This window comes from Gemmobacter sp. 24YEA27, from assembly GCF_030052995.1.
Taxonomy (GTDB): Bacteria; Pseudomonadota; Alphaproteobacteria; order Rhodobacterales; family Rhodobacteraceae; genus Pseudogemmobacter.
The window spans coordinates 1,540,001-1,557,476 of sequence record NZ_JASJPW010000001.1; the positions used below are offsets into that span (position 1 = coordinate 1,540,001).

Annotated in this window: 15 protein-coding genes, 1 tRNA gene, 2 rRNA genes and 1 pseudogene (1 of these 19 only partly in view); 13 read left to right on the top strand and 6 right to left on the bottom strand. The window is 60.2% G+C overall.

Annotation, left to right across the window (positions count from 1 at the left end):
* The 3 genes from QNO18_RS07695 to QNO18_RS07705 all read left to right on the top strand — a co-directional run.
* A 23S ribosomal RNA gene (locus QNO18_RS07695) occupies positions 1–866 on the top strand (it extends 2,043 nt beyond the left edge of the window).
* 125 nt (positions 867–991) lie between these two features.
* Positions 992–1,106, top strand: a 5S ribosomal RNA gene (rrf, locus tag QNO18_RS07700).
* A 67-nt stretch (positions 1,107–1,173) separates the two neighbouring features.
* Positions 1,174–1,250 (top strand) — tRNA-Met (locus QNO18_RS07705).
* 312 nt (positions 1,251–1,562) lie between these two features.
* Here the strand turns inward: QNO18_RS07705 and QNO18_RS07710 are convergent.
* From QNO18_RS07710 to QNO18_RS07720, 3 genes are all read right to left on the bottom strand, one after another.
* A protein-coding gene (locus QNO18_RS07710; protein ID WP_283177203.1) for an IS5 family transposase occupies positions 1,563–2,391 on the bottom strand; the annotation gives its coding sequence in 2 pieces (ribosomal slippage) (positions 1,563–2,042 and positions 2,044–2,391; 828 coding nt in all).
* Between the two features lie 196 nt (positions 2,392–2,587).
* On the bottom strand, positions 2,588–3,841 hold the full coding sequence (locus QNO18_RS07715) for a type II restriction endonuclease (RefSeq protein ID WP_283177204.1): 1,254 nt from the start codon (positions 3,839–3,841) through the stop codon (positions 2,588–2,590).
* Positions 3,842–4,545: 704 nt separating this feature from the next.
* Positions 4,546–5,648, bottom strand: a protein-coding gene (locus QNO18_RS07720; protein ID WP_283178759.1) for an IS3 family transposase whose coding sequence is annotated in 2 segments (ribosomal slippage) — positions 4,546–5,387 and positions 5,387–5,648 — 1,104 coding nt in all. Because the reading frame shifts where the segments join, the coding sequence is not laid out codon by codon here.
* An 81-nt stretch (positions 5,649–5,729) separates the two neighbouring features.
* On the opposite strand from QNO18_RS07720, the pseudogene QNO18_RS07725 reads away from it, so the two are divergent.
* The 8 genes and pseudogenes from QNO18_RS07725 to QNO18_RS07760 all read left to right on the top strand — a co-directional run.
* Positions 5,730–6,633: pseudogene (locus tag QNO18_RS07725) on the top strand (IS66 family transposase); the annotation flags it as partial.
* 248 nt (positions 6,634–6,881) lie between these two features.
* Positions 6,882–7,337 carry a helix-turn-helix transcriptional regulator gene (locus tag QNO18_RS07730; protein ID WP_283177205.1) on the top strand — a complete coding sequence of 152 codons (456 nt, stop codon included), beginning with the start codon at positions 6,882–6,884 and terminating at the stop codon, positions 7,335–7,337.
* Between the two features lie 20 nt (positions 7,338–7,357).
* Positions 7,358–7,492 carry a cupin domain-containing protein gene (locus QNO18_RS07735; RefSeq protein WP_283178760.1) on the top strand — a complete coding sequence of 45 codons (135 nt, stop codon included), beginning with the start codon at positions 7,358–7,360 and terminating at the stop codon, positions 7,490–7,492.
* Between the two features lie 109 nt (positions 7,493–7,601).
* Positions 7,602–8,435, top strand: a complete 834-nt coding sequence (locus tag QNO18_RS07740) for a transporter substrate-binding domain-containing protein (protein WP_283177206.1) — start codon at positions 7,602–7,604, stop codon at positions 8,433–8,435.
* Positions 8,436–8,453: 18 nt separating this feature from the next.
* Positions 8,454–9,179: an amino acid ABC transporter permease gene (locus QNO18_RS07745; protein ID WP_283177207.1), complete on the top strand. Its 726-nt coding sequence runs from the start codon at positions 8,454–8,456 to the stop codon at positions 9,177–9,179.
* 3 nt (positions 9,180–9,182) lie between these two features.
* Entirely contained in the window at positions 9,183–9,905 is a 723-nt protein-coding gene (locus QNO18_RS07750; RefSeq protein ID WP_283177208.1) for an amino acid ABC transporter ATP-binding protein, read from the top strand.
* Positions 9,906–9,970: 65 nt separating this feature from the next.
* Positions 9,971–10,972, top strand: coding sequence for an arginase family protein (locus QNO18_RS07755; RefSeq protein ID WP_283177209.1), 1,002 nt, complete (start codon positions 9,971–9,973; stop codon positions 10,970–10,972).
* Between the two features lie 8 nt (positions 10,973–10,980).
* On the top strand, positions 10,981–13,431 hold the full coding sequence (locus QNO18_RS07760; RefSeq protein ID WP_283177210.1) for an FAD-dependent oxidoreductase: 2,451 nt from the start codon (positions 10,981–10,983) through the stop codon (positions 13,429–13,431).
* A gap of 325 nt (positions 13,432–13,756) precedes the next feature.
* Here QNO18_RS07760 and QNO18_RS07765 read toward each other — a convergent pair whose 3' ends face one another.
* Positions 13,757–14,569 carry a transglutaminase family protein gene (locus QNO18_RS07765; protein ID WP_283177211.1) on the bottom strand — a complete coding sequence of 271 codons (813 nt, stop codon included), beginning with the start codon at positions 14,567–14,569 and terminating at the stop codon, positions 13,757–13,759.
* Between the two features lie 188 nt (positions 14,570–14,757).
* Between QNO18_RS07765 and QNO18_RS07770 the strand changes: the two genes are divergently transcribed.
* The gene (locus QNO18_RS07770) at positions 14,758–15,054 is read left to right on the top strand and encodes a PRC-barrel domain-containing protein (protein WP_283177212.1); all 297 of its coding nucleotides are present in this window, start codon (positions 14,758–14,760) and stop codon (positions 15,052–15,054) included.
* Positions 15,055–15,116: 62 nt separating this feature from the next.
* A complete protein-coding gene (locus QNO18_RS07775) occupies positions 15,117–15,617 on the top strand; it encodes a ferritin-like domain-containing protein (RefSeq protein ID WP_283177213.1) in 501 nt (166 codons plus the stop codon).
* A gap of 45 nt (positions 15,618–15,662) precedes the next feature.
* On the opposite strand, the gene QNO18_RS07780 is transcribed toward QNO18_RS07775, so the two are convergent.
* Positions 15,663–15,914 carry a GlsB/YeaQ/YmgE family stress response membrane protein gene (locus tag QNO18_RS07780; RefSeq protein WP_283177214.1) on the bottom strand — a complete coding sequence of 84 codons (252 nt, stop codon included), beginning with the start codon at positions 15,912–15,914 and terminating at the stop codon, positions 15,663–15,665.
* 331 nt (positions 15,915–16,245) lie between these two features.
* On the bottom strand, positions 16,246–17,475 hold the full coding sequence (locus QNO18_RS07785; RefSeq protein WP_283177215.1) for an FAD-binding oxidoreductase: 1,230 nt from the start codon (positions 17,473–17,475) through the stop codon (positions 16,246–16,248).
* Between the last annotated feature and the right edge of the window lies 1 nt (position 17,476).

The following is a 17,476-nucleotide window of genomic DNA, read 5'->3' on the forward strand; positions in this document are numbered from 1 at the left end:
TGTGTGTCAAGATGCACACTACCCGCGGTTAGACGGAAAGACCCCATGAACCTTTACTCTAGCTTTGCATTGGCATCAGGAATGTGATGTGCAGGATAGGTGGTAGGCATTGAAACTTGGACGCCAGTCTGAGTGGAGCCATCCTTGAGATACCACCCTTCGCCTTCTTGATGTCTAACCGCGGTCCGTTATCCGGATCCGGGACCCTGCATGGTGGGGAGTTTGACTGGGGCGGTCGCCTCCCAAATCGTAACGGAGGCGCGCGAAGGTTGGCTCAGACCGGTCGGAAATCGGTCGTTGAGTGCAATGGCAGAAGCCAGCCTGACTGCGAGACTGACAAGTCGAGCAGAGACGAAAGTCGGCCATAGTGATCCGGTGGTCCCAAGTGGGAGGGCCATCGCTCAACGGATAAAAGGTACTCTGGGGATAACAGGCTGATGATGCCCAAGAGTCCATATCGACGGCATCGTTTGGCACCTCGATGTCGGCTCATCTCATCCTGGGGCCGGAGCAGGTCCCAAGGGTACGGCTGTTCGCCGTTTAAAGAGGTACGTGAGCTGGGTTTAGAACGTCGTGAGACAGTTCGGTCCCTATCTGCCGTGGGTGCAGGAGGCTTGAGAAGAGTTGACCCTAGTACGAGAGGACCGGGTTGAACGAACCACTGGTGGACCTGTTATCGTGCCAACGGTAGTGCAGGGTAGCTATGTTCGGACAGGATAAACGCTGAAGGCATCTAAGCGTGAAGCCCCCTTCAAAACTAGGCCTCCCTTGAGGGCCGTGGTAGACCACCACGTCGATAGGCCAGAGGTGTAAGTGCGGTAACGCATTCAGCTGACTGGTACTAATTGCCCGATTGGCTTGATTTGATCCGGTAAAAGCAAGGCATAAACCTTCGCTAACCGACAGACAGCCATATACAAGCACCAAAAGTCGTACAGACCTGAACAATACATCGATGTTCGCGGATCAAATCCGCAAGTCTCTGTTCCGGTTTGGTGGTCATAGTGGTGGCTAAACACCCGATCCCATCCCGAACTCGGCCGTTAAGGGCCTCTACGCCAATGGTACTGCGTCTCAAGACGTGGGAGAGTAGGTAACCGCCAAACCTGATCAGAGACTTCTCTCTCCAATACGATACAAATCCCCTCATACTAACCCCGAGGGGATAACGGCCGCGGGGTGGAGCAGCCAGGTAGCTCGTCAGGCTCATAACCTGAAGGTCACAGGTTCAAATCCTGTCCCCGCAACCAGAATTACTGATAGATATCAGTGTATTAGGCCTCCTTCGGGAGGTCTTTTGCATTTGAGCCCAAAACATCCCGGAAGCATATCGGAAGCACTTGCGCGGAAACCGTAGCGGGAAATCGGCGGAGGTCACATTGACGTGAGGCCAGTCGTTGATGGCGCTGAAGCCGCGCGAAACCGGCAATGTGTCGGCTGATGCTCTGCTCTGATGGATATCGACTCTCAGTTGAGGTCCTGTTGCTGCTGAGCGCCACCGCTTAACCGATCTTTATGGGGATGTGCTTAACCGAATGACATTCGAAGGAAGCTTTGCTAGGTCATGTTGACAAATGGCGGAGCCAGAGCCTGATGCAGGCGACGTCGACGAAGCCCAGGAAGCTTTCGGCGGTTTTGTCGTAGCGGGTTGCAAGGCGGCGGCTGTTTTTCAGGTTGTTGAAGCAGCGCTCGACCATGTTGCGCAGGGTATAGATGGTCATGTCGACAGCCTTGCGCACCCTTCGGTTCTTTCGCATCGGTATCATGGGCAGGGCGTTGCGGCTCTCGATGTCTTCCCGAATTTTATCAGAGTCATAGCCCCTGTCGGCGACCAGAACTGCTGGCTGCGGCAGGTTGTCGGCCATCACCAGATCATAGCCGGTGTAGTCGGAATCCTGCCCCCGCGTGATCTCGGTCCTCTTCGGGAGGCCTGCGCCGTTGACGCGGAGATGGATCTTGGTCGAGAAGTGGAAGGTGGTCCAGAAAACGATCCAGTGGATCGTTTTCCCACCGGACGCTCTCGAACGGCCAGGAGCCTCTTGTCAGCAGTCCCCCTTTTGCGCCCGCCGCATGATGATGAGCGCGGATCACAGTGCTGTCGACCATCTGGAGCTTGTCTGGCGCGATCCCAGCGTGGTTCAGCGCATCCAGGATATCCTCCCACAATCCCGCCAAAGTCCACCGGCGGAACTGACGGTAGACCGAGGACCACTTGCCAAACTCTTTGGGCAGATCACGCCATGGCGCACCAGTCCTTGTGATCCAGGAAATTCCATCGAGAACAAGACGATGGTCCGCAGGTTTCCGCCCGTTAGAGTGCCGGGCGGCACGAATGAAGCCCTCGAAGAAGGTCCACTCATCGTCGGATATCAGGTTGCGTGCCAAGCTCATCTCCCACGTAGAGATGAGCTTGAATCATAGGACGAATGCCAGCGGAATCCCTTTTGTCAACACGACCTAGCAAAGAAGGCGTCCACAAAACATGGGGCTATTCACTTATCTGCCGCATGCACTACGCATATTGGCATGCGAATGACCGACAGAACCCAGTTTCCGAATTTTCGGTGCTTTTCGAAATCTGCTGCCATCACGCCCTCAGCAGACGCATCTCGCCGATGAACGAGTCCAGAGTTTGCAGGTGCGGTTGAACTGATCCGGGGAACTTCTCGATTATGGGTCTGGGAACGACAAGCGTAACCTTTGCGTCAAGCATCTCTTTGAACTGGGTTTCCGAGATCCCTTCCTGCAATGTCAGCAGGTGCTTGTGTTCCACACGATTGGCTTCATTCAGAATCTGGCGCCAACGGTCTTTCATCGTCGTCTTCACCGCCAGCATCCGCAGCTTCTCTGTCGGAAAATGCGTATCTTTGTAGGCTGCTTCTGACGGGAACAGAAAATCTGGTGATTTCCCCGGTTCAGATTCGGGCTGGTGCGAGAAGTCGGTCCCCTCAACGAGCTTCTCTTCTAAAAAGATCTCACGGGCATGGAGTTCGAGTGACCGCCCGGCGCGCGACTTCCGGCGCTGGAGAATGGTCTGCGCGCGGGAGATGAACCCGTCAATATCCGTGAAGCCCTTTTTGATAAACGGCAGCTCAACAGCTTCCTCAACGCTACGGAATATTTCATACTCACAGGCACGCCGTTTCATGAGGCGCAGATCGGGCATCAGGCTGCCATGGGACTGAAGCCCGGCCGCCTTAGCGATGATCTCGGTTCCGCCAGGGAATTTCGAAAGCCATGCAGCAGGAATCTCGGCTGGCGTCAGCCAGCAACTGGCACGGACTGTCGCAGTTGTCGTGAAAAGGTCAGGCTGGATCACGCCGCCTACCGGTTGGATGAACGACTTGCCAGGCTCGACGGGACCGATGCGATCCTCGACCAGATCTTCCTCAGCTTCATGTCGGCATAGCCAGACGTGGCACTTTGGTCCCAGATCCTGGCCAAGGGCAAAAGCGAAGATGGTCAGCGCGCCGGTGTTTTCGGGGTCGAGCAGTGCAGAATCGGAGCCGCCCCAATTCGTAAGCCGGGTTTCGTCGCGCCCGTTCCTCTGCTGCTTATACCGTTTTGAATTGTAGTAGAATGCGCGGATCTGGCGGTAGTCAGCGTGGCTGTCGATGTAGACGTCGAACCAGGCGGTCGGATTTTCGACGTCAACCCGACCGAGAGCGGGCAAGACCTCGAACAGTAAGTTTTTCGGAATATAGGGACCGGCCTGGTGCGTTTTGTTGGCAAGCGTGTCGTTGCCGCTCAATCGCTTGACGTACCATGTGTAATTCGGCCCACTGTATTCGTTGAGCCAGTCTCCCAGGTCCATCATCTGCTGCGCCCCCTGATCTCGCATCTGACCTCTTCTCCGCGGCGCCACGCAGCCGTCCGCACAAGTGTCTCTTCAAGTCCAATACGCCCCGGCCCCGAAACACGCACTCCCAGATCGCCAGACAACGTATACCAGCCTCGGACAGCAAAACACTGACACGTGCATCTCCTGCCCAATTCGTGGCAATTTTGACTTCCCTGAGATCCTGCCTGGCCGCTGGCTACCTGAAAAGAGAGCAGTCGTGCCCGTGCCAGAAACAACCATGAATAGAATCTGCGCCGCGATATCCTGGAACCCATAGATCGGGCTTGCCAGATATTTCTCGGATGCAGCCAGGAACGGAAGCAGAGCGCGTGAAGACCTGATCGCACAGCTGATTCAGGCGTGGTATTTTTGCCTCTGTTTCCAGACGTCATCCGGCGACGGGTTGCAGCATCGACGACGTCAGTCATCTCGGGTAATCTTGCCGAAATGAAAGCTATCGCACTTGTCTTACCCGATGAGACCATGAGCGAGCGATTGAGAAAAGCGAGCCATCAGGCGCTTAATTTTATCGGCTCCTTCGCTGCAGCCGGCGCCTGCACTTAAACGGGCACCGTATGGCTGGCGACCGCCTTCACAACCGGTGACCTGCGCCCTTTGGGTCCCTCGTTCATCACGAGAGTCTGCGGGTTTGTGCTCTGCTCCCCTGGTTAGGACCGCCGCGATCTGGAGTTTCGCGGCTCTGATCACGGAGGCGGGCTGGCTGCGCCACCGGGAATATGCAGGTTGATCGGCACGTTGTAACCGATCGCACTGTGAGGCCTGACCTCGTTGTAGTCTCTGCGCCAAGCCTCCAACTTTTCGCGCGCATCCGCAAGGTCCATGAACCAGTGGGCGTTCAGGCACTCCGCCCGCAGCTTGCTGTTGAACGCCTCAATGAAGCCATTGTCGGTGGGTTTCCCCGGTCGGGAGAAGTCCAATGTGACACCATTGGCATAGGCCCACAGATCCAGGTCGCGGGAGATAAACTCGCTGCCGTTATCGACCCTGATCGTCTGCGGGTAGCCGATCTGCCGACAGACCCGTTCGAGCGTCTGAACCACATCCTCGCCCCGGTAAGCAAATCGGGGATCCGTCGCCGGGCAATAACGCGAATGGATATCCACGATGGTCAGGATCCGCAGTTTCTTGCCCAGGGCGAGCTGGTCATGGACAAAATCCATCGCCCAGACCTCGTTCGGTCCGGAGGCCTCCTGTCGGTCCTCGCGCAGCCTCGCCTTCACCCGGCGCTTCGGATGCCTGTTGCGCAGCTGCAGGCCCAACTCATTGTAAATCCTGCGTGTCTTCTTGATGTTCACCTGCCAGCCCTCCCGCCGCAGCAGCACATGGATGCGCCGGTAGCCATAGCGCACACGCGTTTCGCAGATCTCGCGGATCCGCAGTTCGAGGCCAGCCTGCCCGGTGCGACGGGATTTGTAATGGTAGCTCGAAGTGTCGAACCGCTGCGCCTGGCAGGCCCGTCGGATCGAGACATCCCAGTCAACCAGAAGCCCGTCAACAAGCTTGCGCGTCCGGACAGGCCTCAGAGCTTTCGGCGGATGACGTCCTGCAGCATCTCGCGGTCGAGCGTCAGGTCCGCCACGATCTTCTTCAGCCGTGCATTCTCGTCCTCAAGCGCCTTCAACCGCCGCATCTCATCGGGAAGCAACCCGCCATAACGCTTCTTCCAGTTGAAGTATGTGGCCTGGCTGATCCCCGCCTTGCGGCAGATCTCGGCAACAGGCGTGCCTTCCTCGCCCTGCTTCAGAATGAACGCCTTCTGCGCTTCCGTGAACTTCGATGCCTTCATCGTCTTCAGCTCCTCTCCCAGCCAGGGAAAACTAGCCGAAAACTCCAGCTTAAGACGGTCCAGTTTCCAGGGGGCAGAGCAGTTGGCCGTGCCGCCTTTGAACTCCGCCCTGTGCATGACGCGCTGATGGCCAATCTGAAACGGTCCACCAAGCTGTTCATGGATGAGACCCGCGCCCCGGTCCTCGATCCGGGGGCAGGTCAGGGCCAGAAAGACCAGGACCGGATACTTCTGGGCGCTTGCCCGCGATGACCGCCCCTGGAGCGGCGCGGCGCCACCGGCCGTGGCCTTCACCTATGCGCCCGGTCGGGGTGGGCAACATGCCGAACGGATATTGCAGGGCTTTGGGGGCATCCTGCAGGTCGATGGTTATGCAGGATACAATCGGCTGATTGCGCCAGACCGGATCGGCCCAGGTATCCAGTTGGCCCATTGCTGGGCCCATGTCCGCCGCAAGCTGATCGAGATAACCCGCAACGGTTCAGCGCCGATTGCCGAGGAAGGCGTGACCCTCATCCGCGATCTCTATGCCAACGAGGCCGATATCCGCGGAAACGACCCCGCAACCCGACTTGCCGCCCGGCTCGAACGTTCCGCCCCGATCCTCGCCCGTATCGACGCCTGGCTAAGCCACCACCGCGCCCGCGCGTCGGCAAAGTCACCCTTGGGCGAGGCGTTGGCCTATATCGCCAAATACCACGGCGGTCTCGGTCGCTTCCTGACCGATGGACGTGTCGAGCTGGACAGCAACACCGTCGAGCGCACCATTCGTCCCATCGCCCTGAACAGAAAGAAAGCCCTCTTCGCTGGTCACGACGCCGGCGCCGAAAACTGGGCCGTCATCGCCTCACTCATTGAGACCTGCAAAATGAACGGCGTCGATCCCCATGCCTGGCTGACAACCACCCTCACCGACATCGTCAAAGGCCACAAACAAAGCCAGATCCAGGACCTGCTCCCGCGGAACTACGCCGCCACCGTGTGAGCGGGACATCGCTTACGAAGCGTCATTGCGGACGGTCGACAGGACGTCCAGCCCTGATGGGCGTCATGCGGGTTTGCCACCCTTCCAAGCCCATGCCTGATATGCCCCTCAGTGCGGCATCTCCGATGGTCCTTGCGCCTTTCGGGTTCGGGTCCCCGTCGATTTCCTGACCGGCAGGGCTTGCAGTTGCGGGAATTTGGGTCGAAACCTGTTCGTTGCCAGCGAAATTCCCAAGGAGCGTCTCCCCTATGGCCAGAGATCCCATTGTGCGAGAAGAACCCGAATCGGACGATACGGAGAGCTCTGCCCGGCGGGATGGACATCAGTTCGGCGCAATCCTGCGCGCCCGCCGACGGGCGCTGGATCTCACCCTGAACGACGTTTCGCAAAAGACCGGTCTCGCCAAAGGGTTTCTCAGCGACATCGAACGCGACAAGACTTCGCCCTCTGTTGCATCGCTTGTCAGCCTTTGTGATGCGCTGAGCCTGCCGGTGGGCGATCTTTTTGCCCCCTCGCCGAATGTCCTGGTGCGGGCCGAGGCGCGCCAGCCGATCAAGTTTGGCGGCATCGGTGTGTCCGATCACCTTCTCACCCCCAGCCACGGGGTAAAGATGCAAGCGATCTGGTCGGAAATCGCGCCGGGGGAACCGCAGGTGATCAGCTCTATGCGCTGCGTTCCGAGGAAGAGCTGGTTCTGGTCATAAGTGGTGATCTTGCCCTGAATATCGAGGGTGAGGAGACGATTCTTCACCCCGGAGATTCGATGAGCTTCGATCCCCGGCGCCTGCACAGCTTTCGAAACCCCTCGTCTTCGCTGCCCACGATTGCGGTATTCATCATGACGCCGCCCCCGACCTGACCGTTTTTGTTACGCTCATGGAGAACAAAGTTCGGTATTTGCGAAATTGTTATTGACGAGATCGCCGAACAGCTTCACGTTCTGTAAAAACAATACAGGGAGCAATTTCATGAATACCCGCCAAAGCAGATGTATGATTCCGGGCAAAGCGACCCTGGCAGCGGTGATTGTCGCCGCCGCTTCGCCCCTTGCCGCCCAGACCGTGCCGGATTTTGCCGCCGACGGCTTCTCGGTCTGCGTTGACCCGACATTCCCGCCAATGGAATACATGGCGGACGCCGCCGACAAAGAGCCGAGCGGCGTTGATATTGATGTCGCGCGTGCGCTGGCTGCGCATTGGGGCGTTGACGCCAGCTTTGTCAGCATGGATTTCGCGGGCCTCTTGCCCAGCCTCGAGGCCGGGCGCTGCGACGCGGTGATTTCCGGCACTGTGCTGCGCGAAGATCGGCTGAAGACCTTCAATGCCGTCCCCTATCTTGACACATCCACCGTGCTGATCGCCGGTAAGGGGGCGCCGGTCGTCTCTGATATCGCCGAGCTGGCGGGCAAAACCGTCGCGGTGCAATCCGGCACCTCATATCCCGGCCGGATGGAAAGTCTGAATGCCGAGCTGGAAGCTGCGGGCCATGCTCCGACCAAAATCCAGCAATATCCCAAACAAAGCGATGCGATCCAGCAGCTGCTGGTCGGGCGTGCCGCCTATGTCGTAACTCAGGATACTGAAATCGCCTTCCGCGAGCTTCAGGATCCCGGCAAGTTCGATGTCGTCTTCACCATGCCTGCCGCCGCTTTCGAGCCTTTCTCGGTCTATCTGCGCAAGGATGACGCCGAAACGGCGAAAACCGGCGAGGCGGTGAAGGCTCTGGTTGAGAATGGCGAGCTGCTGAAGATCGTCGAAAAATGGAACCTCTCGCCCTCGCAGCTTAACGGCATCGGCGAGTAATATACTGACAGGGCCACCATGAGTTTTGATCTTTCAACCTTTTGGGAGGCCCTGTTTTCATGGCCCTTCCTGCGCGGCGCGCTGCTGACCCTCGGGTTGACGGTCGCTGCGCATATGACCGCGATCCTGATCGCGCTGCCCCTGGCGGTGGTCCTTAACGGACCACCCTCACTGCTGCGCAAACTGATCACGGCCTATGTCGGGTTTTTCCGGGCAGTTCCGACACTGCTGCAGTTGCTGTTCGTCTGGAACGCGCTGCCGCAGATCTTCCCGATTTTTCGTGAGGAATGGTTCACGCCTTTCCTTGCGGCATGGATTGCGCTTTCGCTGAATGAATCGGCCTATCAGGTCGAGATCAACCGATCTGCGCTTTCGGCAGTGGATAACGGGCAGATGGCGGCGGGTCAGGCGATCGGTCTGAAGAAGTCGCATATCTACCGCTATATCATGATGCCTCAGGCGTTGCGGGTGGCACTGCCGCCGACGATGAACGAATTCATCACGCTGCTGAAGCTGACATCGCTGGCCTCGATCATCTCGCTCCAGGAGCTGATGACCGTCACCCAGATCAATGTCGCCCGGACCTTCCAGTTCTCGGAATATTACGCTGTGGCGCTGACCTGGTATCTGGTCATGGTCTATTGCCTGATGGGTCTGCAGAAACTGGTCGAGCGCCGCTTCCGCTGGTCAAGCCGCACCGAGGCCGCCGTGCTGGCCGAAACCCGCCGCAGCAGGGGGTGGTAAGAAATGATCAGCCTGAAAAACGTCAATAAGAACTACGGCGCCTTCCATGCGCTGAAAGATGTCAGCCTTGATATCGCCCAGGGTGAGAAGGTGGTGATCTGCGGTCCTTCGGGCTCGGGGAAGTCCACGCTGATCCGTTGTGTGAACCATCTTGAGCCGCATGACAGCGGCGAAATCCGGGTTGATGGGCTGGAGGTGGGCGCTGCAAAAGACGTGCTGAAGGTCCGGCGCACGGCTGGCATGGTGTTCCAGAATTTCAATCTCTTCCCGCATCTCACCGTGCTGGAAAACTGCATCCTCGCGCCAAAGCTCGCCAGCGGGGTGAGCGACCGCGAGGCGCGGAAGATGGCGGAGGAATACCTCGCCCGGGTCCATATCCTGGATCAGGCCTGGAAATTTCCGATCCAGCTCTCGGGCGGCCAGCAGCAGCGGGTCGCCATCGCGCGCGCGCTGTGCATGAAGCCCAAGGTCATGCTGTTTGACGAACCGACATCGGCGCTTGACCCGGAAATGGTCGGTGAAGTGCTGGATGTAATGGGCGAGCTGGCGGCCGAAGGCATGACCATGATCTGCGTCACCCATGAAATGGCGTTTGCCCGCAAGGTCGCGGACCGCGTTGTCTTCATGGATGCCGGTCGCATCATCGAAGTGGCGCCGCCCGAAGAGTTCTTTGCTGCGCCGAAATCTGACCGGGCGCGCGCCTTCCTCTCACAGATCTCGCATTGACCGCCAGGCTGACTGGCAGGGGCCACGCGCCCCCGGCAATGCCCAATACCCTCAAGGAGAACGACATGGCTGATTTCGACATCGAACAGGCCAAAAAGGACGTGGGCCGCTGGTACTGGCATGGTATCCCGACCTTCTTCCGCTGCGAATGGAACGAAGATCCTGCTGCGGCCGATATCGCCCTGATCGGCGTGCCGCACAGTTCCGGCAATGGCTCGACCGAGCGTGACCAGCATCTCGGGCCGCGCGCGGTCAGGAATATCTCGGCCCTTTATCGCCGCAGCCATGGCCGCTTTGGGATCACGCCCTGGGATCTTGTCACCATCAATGATGCCGGTGACACGCCGCTGCCCGAAGCGATGAACAATGACGTCTCGGTTGAGCATATCGAAGCCTATGCCGCGCAGTTCGAAAAAGCCGGCACCCGCGTTGTCGCCATGGGTGGCGATCACTCGATCACCGGACCGCTGGTCAAGGCCTGCGCCGGCGCGCATTCCTCGCTGACCGACGGCCAAAAAGTGGCTTTGGTGCATTTTGACAGCCATACCGACACGCTGATGCATCTGCCGCACTGGCTGGGCAATAAGCGCTCGGCGGCGCATTGGGGCGCTTATCTGGTCGAGGAAGGCCATGTCGACGCCTCCAAATCGACCCAGATCGGCATCCGCGCGAATGTCGGAACCGCCGGTTCGCTGAACACCTCGGACGAGCTGGGCTACCGGATCGTCGGCATGGATGAGGTTGAGGAGATCGGCTGGAAAGGCGTGGTCGAGATCCTGCGTGAGCGGATCGGCGATACCCCGGTTTACATCACCTTCGATCTCGACAGCCTCGACCCCTGCGATGCGCCGGGGGCCTCGAACCTGGAGCCGGGCTATCCCGGTATCCGGATCGGCGAGGCCGTCCGTATGCTCCAGGGCCTGCGCGGTCTGAATGTGGTCGGTGGCGACGTGGTCTGCCTGATCCCGACCAAGGACAACCCGAACAAGATCACCGCGCAAAACGCCATGGTCGTCATGTTCGAGATGCTCTCGCTGATGGCCGACTATATCCACACCAATCGCTGAGACCTGGCATGCATATCCCATCGAAGGCAGAGGTCGTCATCATTGGCGGCGGTATTGCCGGCTGTTCAATCGCCTATCACCTGACGAAGCTCGGCATCACCGACGTGGTGCTGCTGGAACGCAAACAGCTGACCTGCGGCACCACCTGGCATGCAGCCGGGCTGGTAACGCAGCTGCGCGCGTCGCAGCGGATGACCGAGCTGGCGCAATATACCGGCGAGCTTTTTGGCCGGCTGGAAGAGGAAACCGGTCAGGCCACCGGCTTCAAGCGCAACGGGTCGCTGCGTCTGGCAAAAACCCAGGCGCGCTATGAAGAGCTGGCGCGCGGCGCTTCGATGGGACGCAACTTCGGCCTGCCGGTCGAGGCGCTGACGCCCGAAGCGGTCAAAGAACGCTGGGACCCGATCTCGACCGAAGGTCTGGTAGGCGGCTTCTGGTTCCCCGATGACGGCCAGGTGAACCCCGCCGATGTGACCATGGCCTATGCCAAAGGCGCAAGGATGGGTGGCGCGAAGATCCTTGAAGGGGTCACCGTCACCAGAATTCTGCATGAGAATGGCCGCGCCTCTGGCGTGATGACCGAATTCGGCCCGATCACCGCCTCGAAGGTGGTGATCACTGGCGGTATGTGGTCGCGCGATCTGGCCGCAGATATCGGTGTCACCCTGCCATTGCATGCGGCCGAGCACTTCTATGTCGTGACCGAGGCAATCCCCGAGCTCAAGCGCGATCTGCCGGTCATGTTCATGGCCGATGAGTGGAGCTATTACAAAGAAGACGCGGGCAAACTGCTGGTCGGCTTTTTCGAGCCGGGCGCCAAACCCTGGGGTCAGAAAGGTATCGCGGAAAGCTTCTGCTTCGACGCGATCCCCGAAGATATCGAACATATCTCTCCCTATCTTGAAATGGCGATGGATAGGGTGCCGGTGCTGCAAAAGACCGGGATCCAGCTGTTCTTCAACGGCCCGGAAGCCTTTACGCCCGATAACCGCTATCACCTTGGCGAGACTGCCGAGATCAGCGGTCTGTTCTCGGCCACCGGCTTCAACTCGATCGGCATTCTGTCCTCGGGGGGCGTGGGGAAATCGATGGCCTCCTGGATCGCCGATGGCCATCCGCCGGTCGAGCTGATCGATGTCGATGTGCGAAGGACGCAGAAATTCCAGCGCAACCGCAAATATCTCGAAGACCGCTCGGTCGAGACCATCGGCACACTTTTCGACATGCACTGGCCCGGGAAACAGTTTGAAACCGCGCGCGGTGTGCGGCGCTCGCCCTTCCACGACCGGATGCTGGAGGCCGGCGCCTTCATGACCGAACTCGCCGGATGGGAACGGCCCGGCTTTTTCGGCACGCCCGAGGAACTCGCGACGATCGACTATTCCTACCACCAGCCCAGCTGGTTTAAGAATGTCGCCGCAGAATGCCGCAACACAGCCGAGAATGTCTCGGTCTTCGACTATAGCTGCTTCGTGAAATACCGTGTCGAAGGGCCGGATGCGCTGTCAGCGCTGAACCGGATCTGCGCCGGAAACTGCGATGTCGAGACCGGCAGGATCGTCTATACCCAATGGCTGAACCCGCGGGGCGGGATCGAGGCCGATGTAACGGTGATCCGCGTCTCTGAAACCGAGTTCCTTGTGATCACGGTGGCCGTGTCGCAGCGCCGCGACATCAGCTGGTTCCGCCGCAATCTGCCCGAAGGGGCACGCGTCCATATCAGCGACATCACCTCGGCCACGCCGATGCTGGCGGTGATGGGACCGAAATCGCGCGAGCTGCTCATGCGGCTCTCGCCCGATGACTTCTCGAACGAAGGCTTCCCCTTCGGCACCTCGCGCGAGATCGATCTTGGCTATGCCAGGGTGCGCGCAAGCCGTCTGACCTTTGTTGGTGAACTTGGGTTCGAGCTGCTGATCGATGCGGAATTCGCAGGCCATGTCTGGGAGGTGCTGGCAGAGGCGGGCAGGGATCTCGGGCTGAAACCCGCTGGCTATTTCGCGCTGAACTCGCTCCGGATGGAAAAGGGCTACCGGCACTGGGGCCATGACATCGGCGAGGAAGACACGCCCTATAACGGCGGTCTCGGCTTTGCTGTGGCGCTGGAGAAAGAGGGCGGCTTCATTGGCCGTGACGCGCTGCTGGCGCAAAAGGCCGAAGGCACCGTACGCCGTCGCCTCGTACAGGTTCAGCTGGAAGGCGGTGCCGACGCGCCGATGCTCTTCCATTACGAGCCGGTGACACGCGACGGGGAACTGGTCGGATCGGTGATGTCCGGGGCCTATGGCCACCGGGTCGGCGCCTCGCTTGGCCTCGCCTATGTGTCGCATCCCGATGGCGTCAAAAGGGAGTGGCTTGAGACAGGCTCCTGGGAGGTCGAGGTCGCAATGAAGCGCTACCCGGCACGGGTCCAGTTCGGTCCCTGGTATGATCCCGCCGGTGCGAAAATCAAAAGCTGAGCGCCCACCCCGCGCTGACGAAAAAGAATGGCCGCATCCGATGGCCATTCTTGCAAATCTCCGCCGTTATCCGGATGTACCCCTTTCCCATTGGGGGTGATGGCACGCTTTCACGCCTGGCGGTGCCGGAGCAGTCACGTATCTGGTCCGGCCCTGTCACCCGTTTGAGCCCCCTGGCGTTAAAAGGCCAGGGGGCTTTTGCCTGTCTGGGCGGAATGCGTGCGGCGCGGGGCGGGGGCGCAGTCATTGCGCAGCCACCATGTCATGCACGGCGGCAGCAGCACGGACCCGGGCAAGGCGTCTGCAACTCCGGGAGCTATCCGCCTTACGGTTCCTGTACTTCTTCGGTCCAGACCCTGAACATGGTCAGCAGATGCGGGCCGAAGGAATGGATCAGCGGGATATCGGTCGCGTCCCGGCCGCGCGCAATCACCACCCGTCCGATGCGGGGTTCGTTATGGCGGGCGTCGAGGGTGAACCAGCGGTCCTCCAGCCAGACCTCGCACCAGGCATTGAAATCCATCGGCGCCGGATTGACCGGCACACCGATATCGCCGAGATAGCCATTGGCGTAGCGTGCCGGGATATTCATGCAGCGGCAGAGCGTGATCGCGAGATGCGCAAAATCACGGCAGACACCGACCCGCTCCTGCCAGGCCTCCGAGGCGGTGCGGGTGGCGCGCGCATGCTCATAGCCAAAGGTGAGGTGCCGGTTCACATGGTCGAAGATTGCCCGCACTCGCGTCCAGCCCGGCGCCACATGGCCGAACAATTCCCAGGCCTGTGCCATCATGAGATCGGTCTCACAGTATCGGCTGGCCAGGAGATGACCAAGCACCTCGTCTGGCAAGGCGCTGAGCGGGCATTCCCGTGCCGTCTCATCCCATTGGTCCGGGCGGTCGTCCACCTCGACGAGGCTGTCGCGTGACAGGCGCATGGCACCTGCGGGTGCTGTCAGCCGCAAACAGGAATTGCCATGGGGGTCGGCATAGGTCCGGTTGGGGATGGCGGGCGAAACCTGCAGCCCGCTGGTTCTGATGATGCTCCCGGCGAAATCCGGATGTGGATCCAGCAGCGCGATCACCTCTGTCGGCTGATCGCAGGCGATCTCGATCTCGTAACCCAACCGGATAAGCACATTCATACTCCTCACTAGATGCAGGCAGAACGTCTGCGGGCGACACAGGTTCCAGCAGGGGACGCTTACTGCGGGATGTCTGATCATCCGTGGCAAAGACCCGCCGATGCCGGTGAACTGCCCGGAACCTTGTCCCGGAGAAGACGTTTCTTTTGCACGAGTGTTTTCGAGTAAAAGGAGAGAATGCCATGGACCATACCAGACATATCCGCCTGAACGACACCGAACTGACCGAGGCCGTGCTGAACGGCGCTACCATCTATGGCCCCGGCGACGAGAAGATCGGCCATGTTTCCGAAGTGCATGGCCAGGGGGCCGGGGCGCAGGTCATCGTCGATGTCGGCGGCTTCCTTGGGATCGGTGCGAAGCCGGTCGCTGTTCCGGCGCGTGACCTCGATTTCATGCGTGACGAGAGCAATGCCGTCCATGCAGTGACCCGCTGGACCAAGGACGAGCTGAAGGCCTTGCCGGAACATCGTCACTGATCGCCTGGAAACGGCCGCCGTCCGCCCGGGCAGGGCGGGCGGCTTCACACAGGGAGGACCCCATGAAAACGCTTCAGGATGCCTTTGAACATACGTTGCAGGATATCTACTGGGCCGAGAATGCGTTGCTCAAGGCGCTGCCGAAAGTTTCAAAAGCGGTGAACAATGCCGAGTTGAAGCGCGCCTTCGACGATCACCTGTCCGACACGAAAGGCCATATCGCCACGCTGGACAAGGTGTTCAAATCCATCGGACAAAAAGCCACCGGCGAGAAATGCGATGCCATGGCCGGGCTGTTGAAAGAGGCAGACGGTCTGATCGCAGAGGCCGAGGGCCATGCGCTGGATGTGGCGCTGATCGGTGCGGCCCAGGCCGTCGAGCATTACGAGATTGCCCGCTACGGGACGTTGCGGGAATGGGCGAAGGTGCTGGGCCATGACGAGGCCCATACCCTGCTCAGTTCCGTCCTCGATGAGGAAAAGGCCGCCAATGCGCGTCTGACCGCGCTTGCGGTCATGGCCGTGAACGAGGCTGGGAAAGAGGCGGGCAAGAAACAGAAGTGATGCTGCAAAGGGCGGCCCGGTCATATCCGGGCCGCCCTTTTCCTGTCAGCGCCGGACCGCGCGCGCGCCCCAGATCAGAATGCAGGCCCCCACGGCGCCGGCAACCAGATAGCCAAGCCAGCCTCCGAAAGAGACGCCCAGCAGGCCAAAGAGGAACCTTGCGATTGCCGCCCCGATGATGCCGAGCAGCACATTCGCGAAAATCCCGGTATCGGATTTCATGAAACCCGATGCGATCCAGCCGGCAAGGCCACCGATGATGATGGCTGCGATCCAGCCGATGCTTTCATTGTCCATTCGTCTCTCCTGTTGGTCTGGTGCCGCAACGCCCAGGGGGGATGTACCAGATAGAAGCGGCTTTTCTGGAAACGCATTCGCGCCCATCGGGTTCCCGGAGGCGTCGGGTGGCCAGAACTACAACCGCTGCGAGGGCTGGCTGATGCATTACCGGATATGGACGCTTGCTGCACAGGCCACGCGGCGTGAGGCGGTAAGGTCGAACCCCGGGCGCTGCGCGTGACCCGGAGACATATGCTGCGGGCTGTCCCCCGGGCGGAGAGATCGCCATTGGCGGGATCTTCAAAGGGCAGGAGCGGCTGAAAAGCCGCCTGCGCCGCATGAGGCTGGATCAGCGATAGCGGAAGATCGCTGCATCGGGATCTGGCATGCCGGCAATCGCGGCGGCGATGATCTGCGCTCCGATGACCGAAAAGGTGATGCCATTGCCGCCAAACCCCATAACCGCAAAGGCGCGCTCGAAGCCAGGCACCCGGTCGATGATCGGCAGCCCGTCATCGGTGACACTGAACGGCGCCGACCAAGTATAGGCCGGCCTGCCGATCTTCACCCCGGTCAGATCGCGCAGCTTCTTCGCGATGATCTTTGCCTTTTTCGCCAGCTTCTTCGGATCGGCATTGGCGTCGCCTGCGTCTTCATCCTCGCCGCCCGCGATCACGCGCCCGGCTTCATCGGTGCGAAAATAGAGATACGGCTCGGCGGCTTCCCAAACGATGGTGTCGCGCATCCAGCCGGGCAGGGGACTGAGCGGCGCAGAGGCCAGCGCCCAGGTCGAAGTGACATGATGCGATTTCGTCTTCATCTGCGGCAGATATTCATAGCCAGTGCAGAACACCGCATGGTCGGCCACCAGAACCTCGCCAGCCCGTGTTGCCAGCGCGATACCGCAGGGAAGTTCCGCAATATCGGTGATCTCGACCGGCGAGACGATCTGGGCCTTGCGCGACAGGGCCGCCTGCAAAAGCCCCGCCGTCAGCTGGGCCGGATTGGCAGAGGCCGAGGCATCGGACCAGATCGCCGCCGGGCGGTCGATGCCATAGCGCTCCATCAGATCGGCGCGTCTGAGATATTCGGCGCGGATGCCGATCTCTGCGCGCGCCTTTACCTCATTCGCCAGCGCCCTTGCGCCCAGATCATTGCCCGCCAGATAAAGCGCGGGCTTGGCGCGCATCTGGCAGTCAAGCTTCAGCTTTCCGGCCAGCGAGACCAGATCGTCAACCGCACGGACCGACCGCAGCCAGGCCCGGTCGGCATGATCCTTGCCGATCTTCCTGCGCAGCCGTGTCAGCGGCACGTCGATTTCATGCTGGATCATCGCCGTCGAGGCCGGGGTGGAGCCGCGCACCGGTGGCCGCCGGTCCAGGATCAGCACCGATTTCCCGGCTCTGGTCAGCGCCTCGGCAACCAGCGCTCCCGAGATGCCCGCCCCGACCACGATCACGTCGAAACGTTCACGGGTTAGTTCCGCCTGTGCCGCTACCGTCGAATGCGGCGTCTTCACCCAGAAGGGCGTGCCGGTTCGCAGATCATCCTTGCGGGTCTTCGCCTTGTGCTTTGCCATG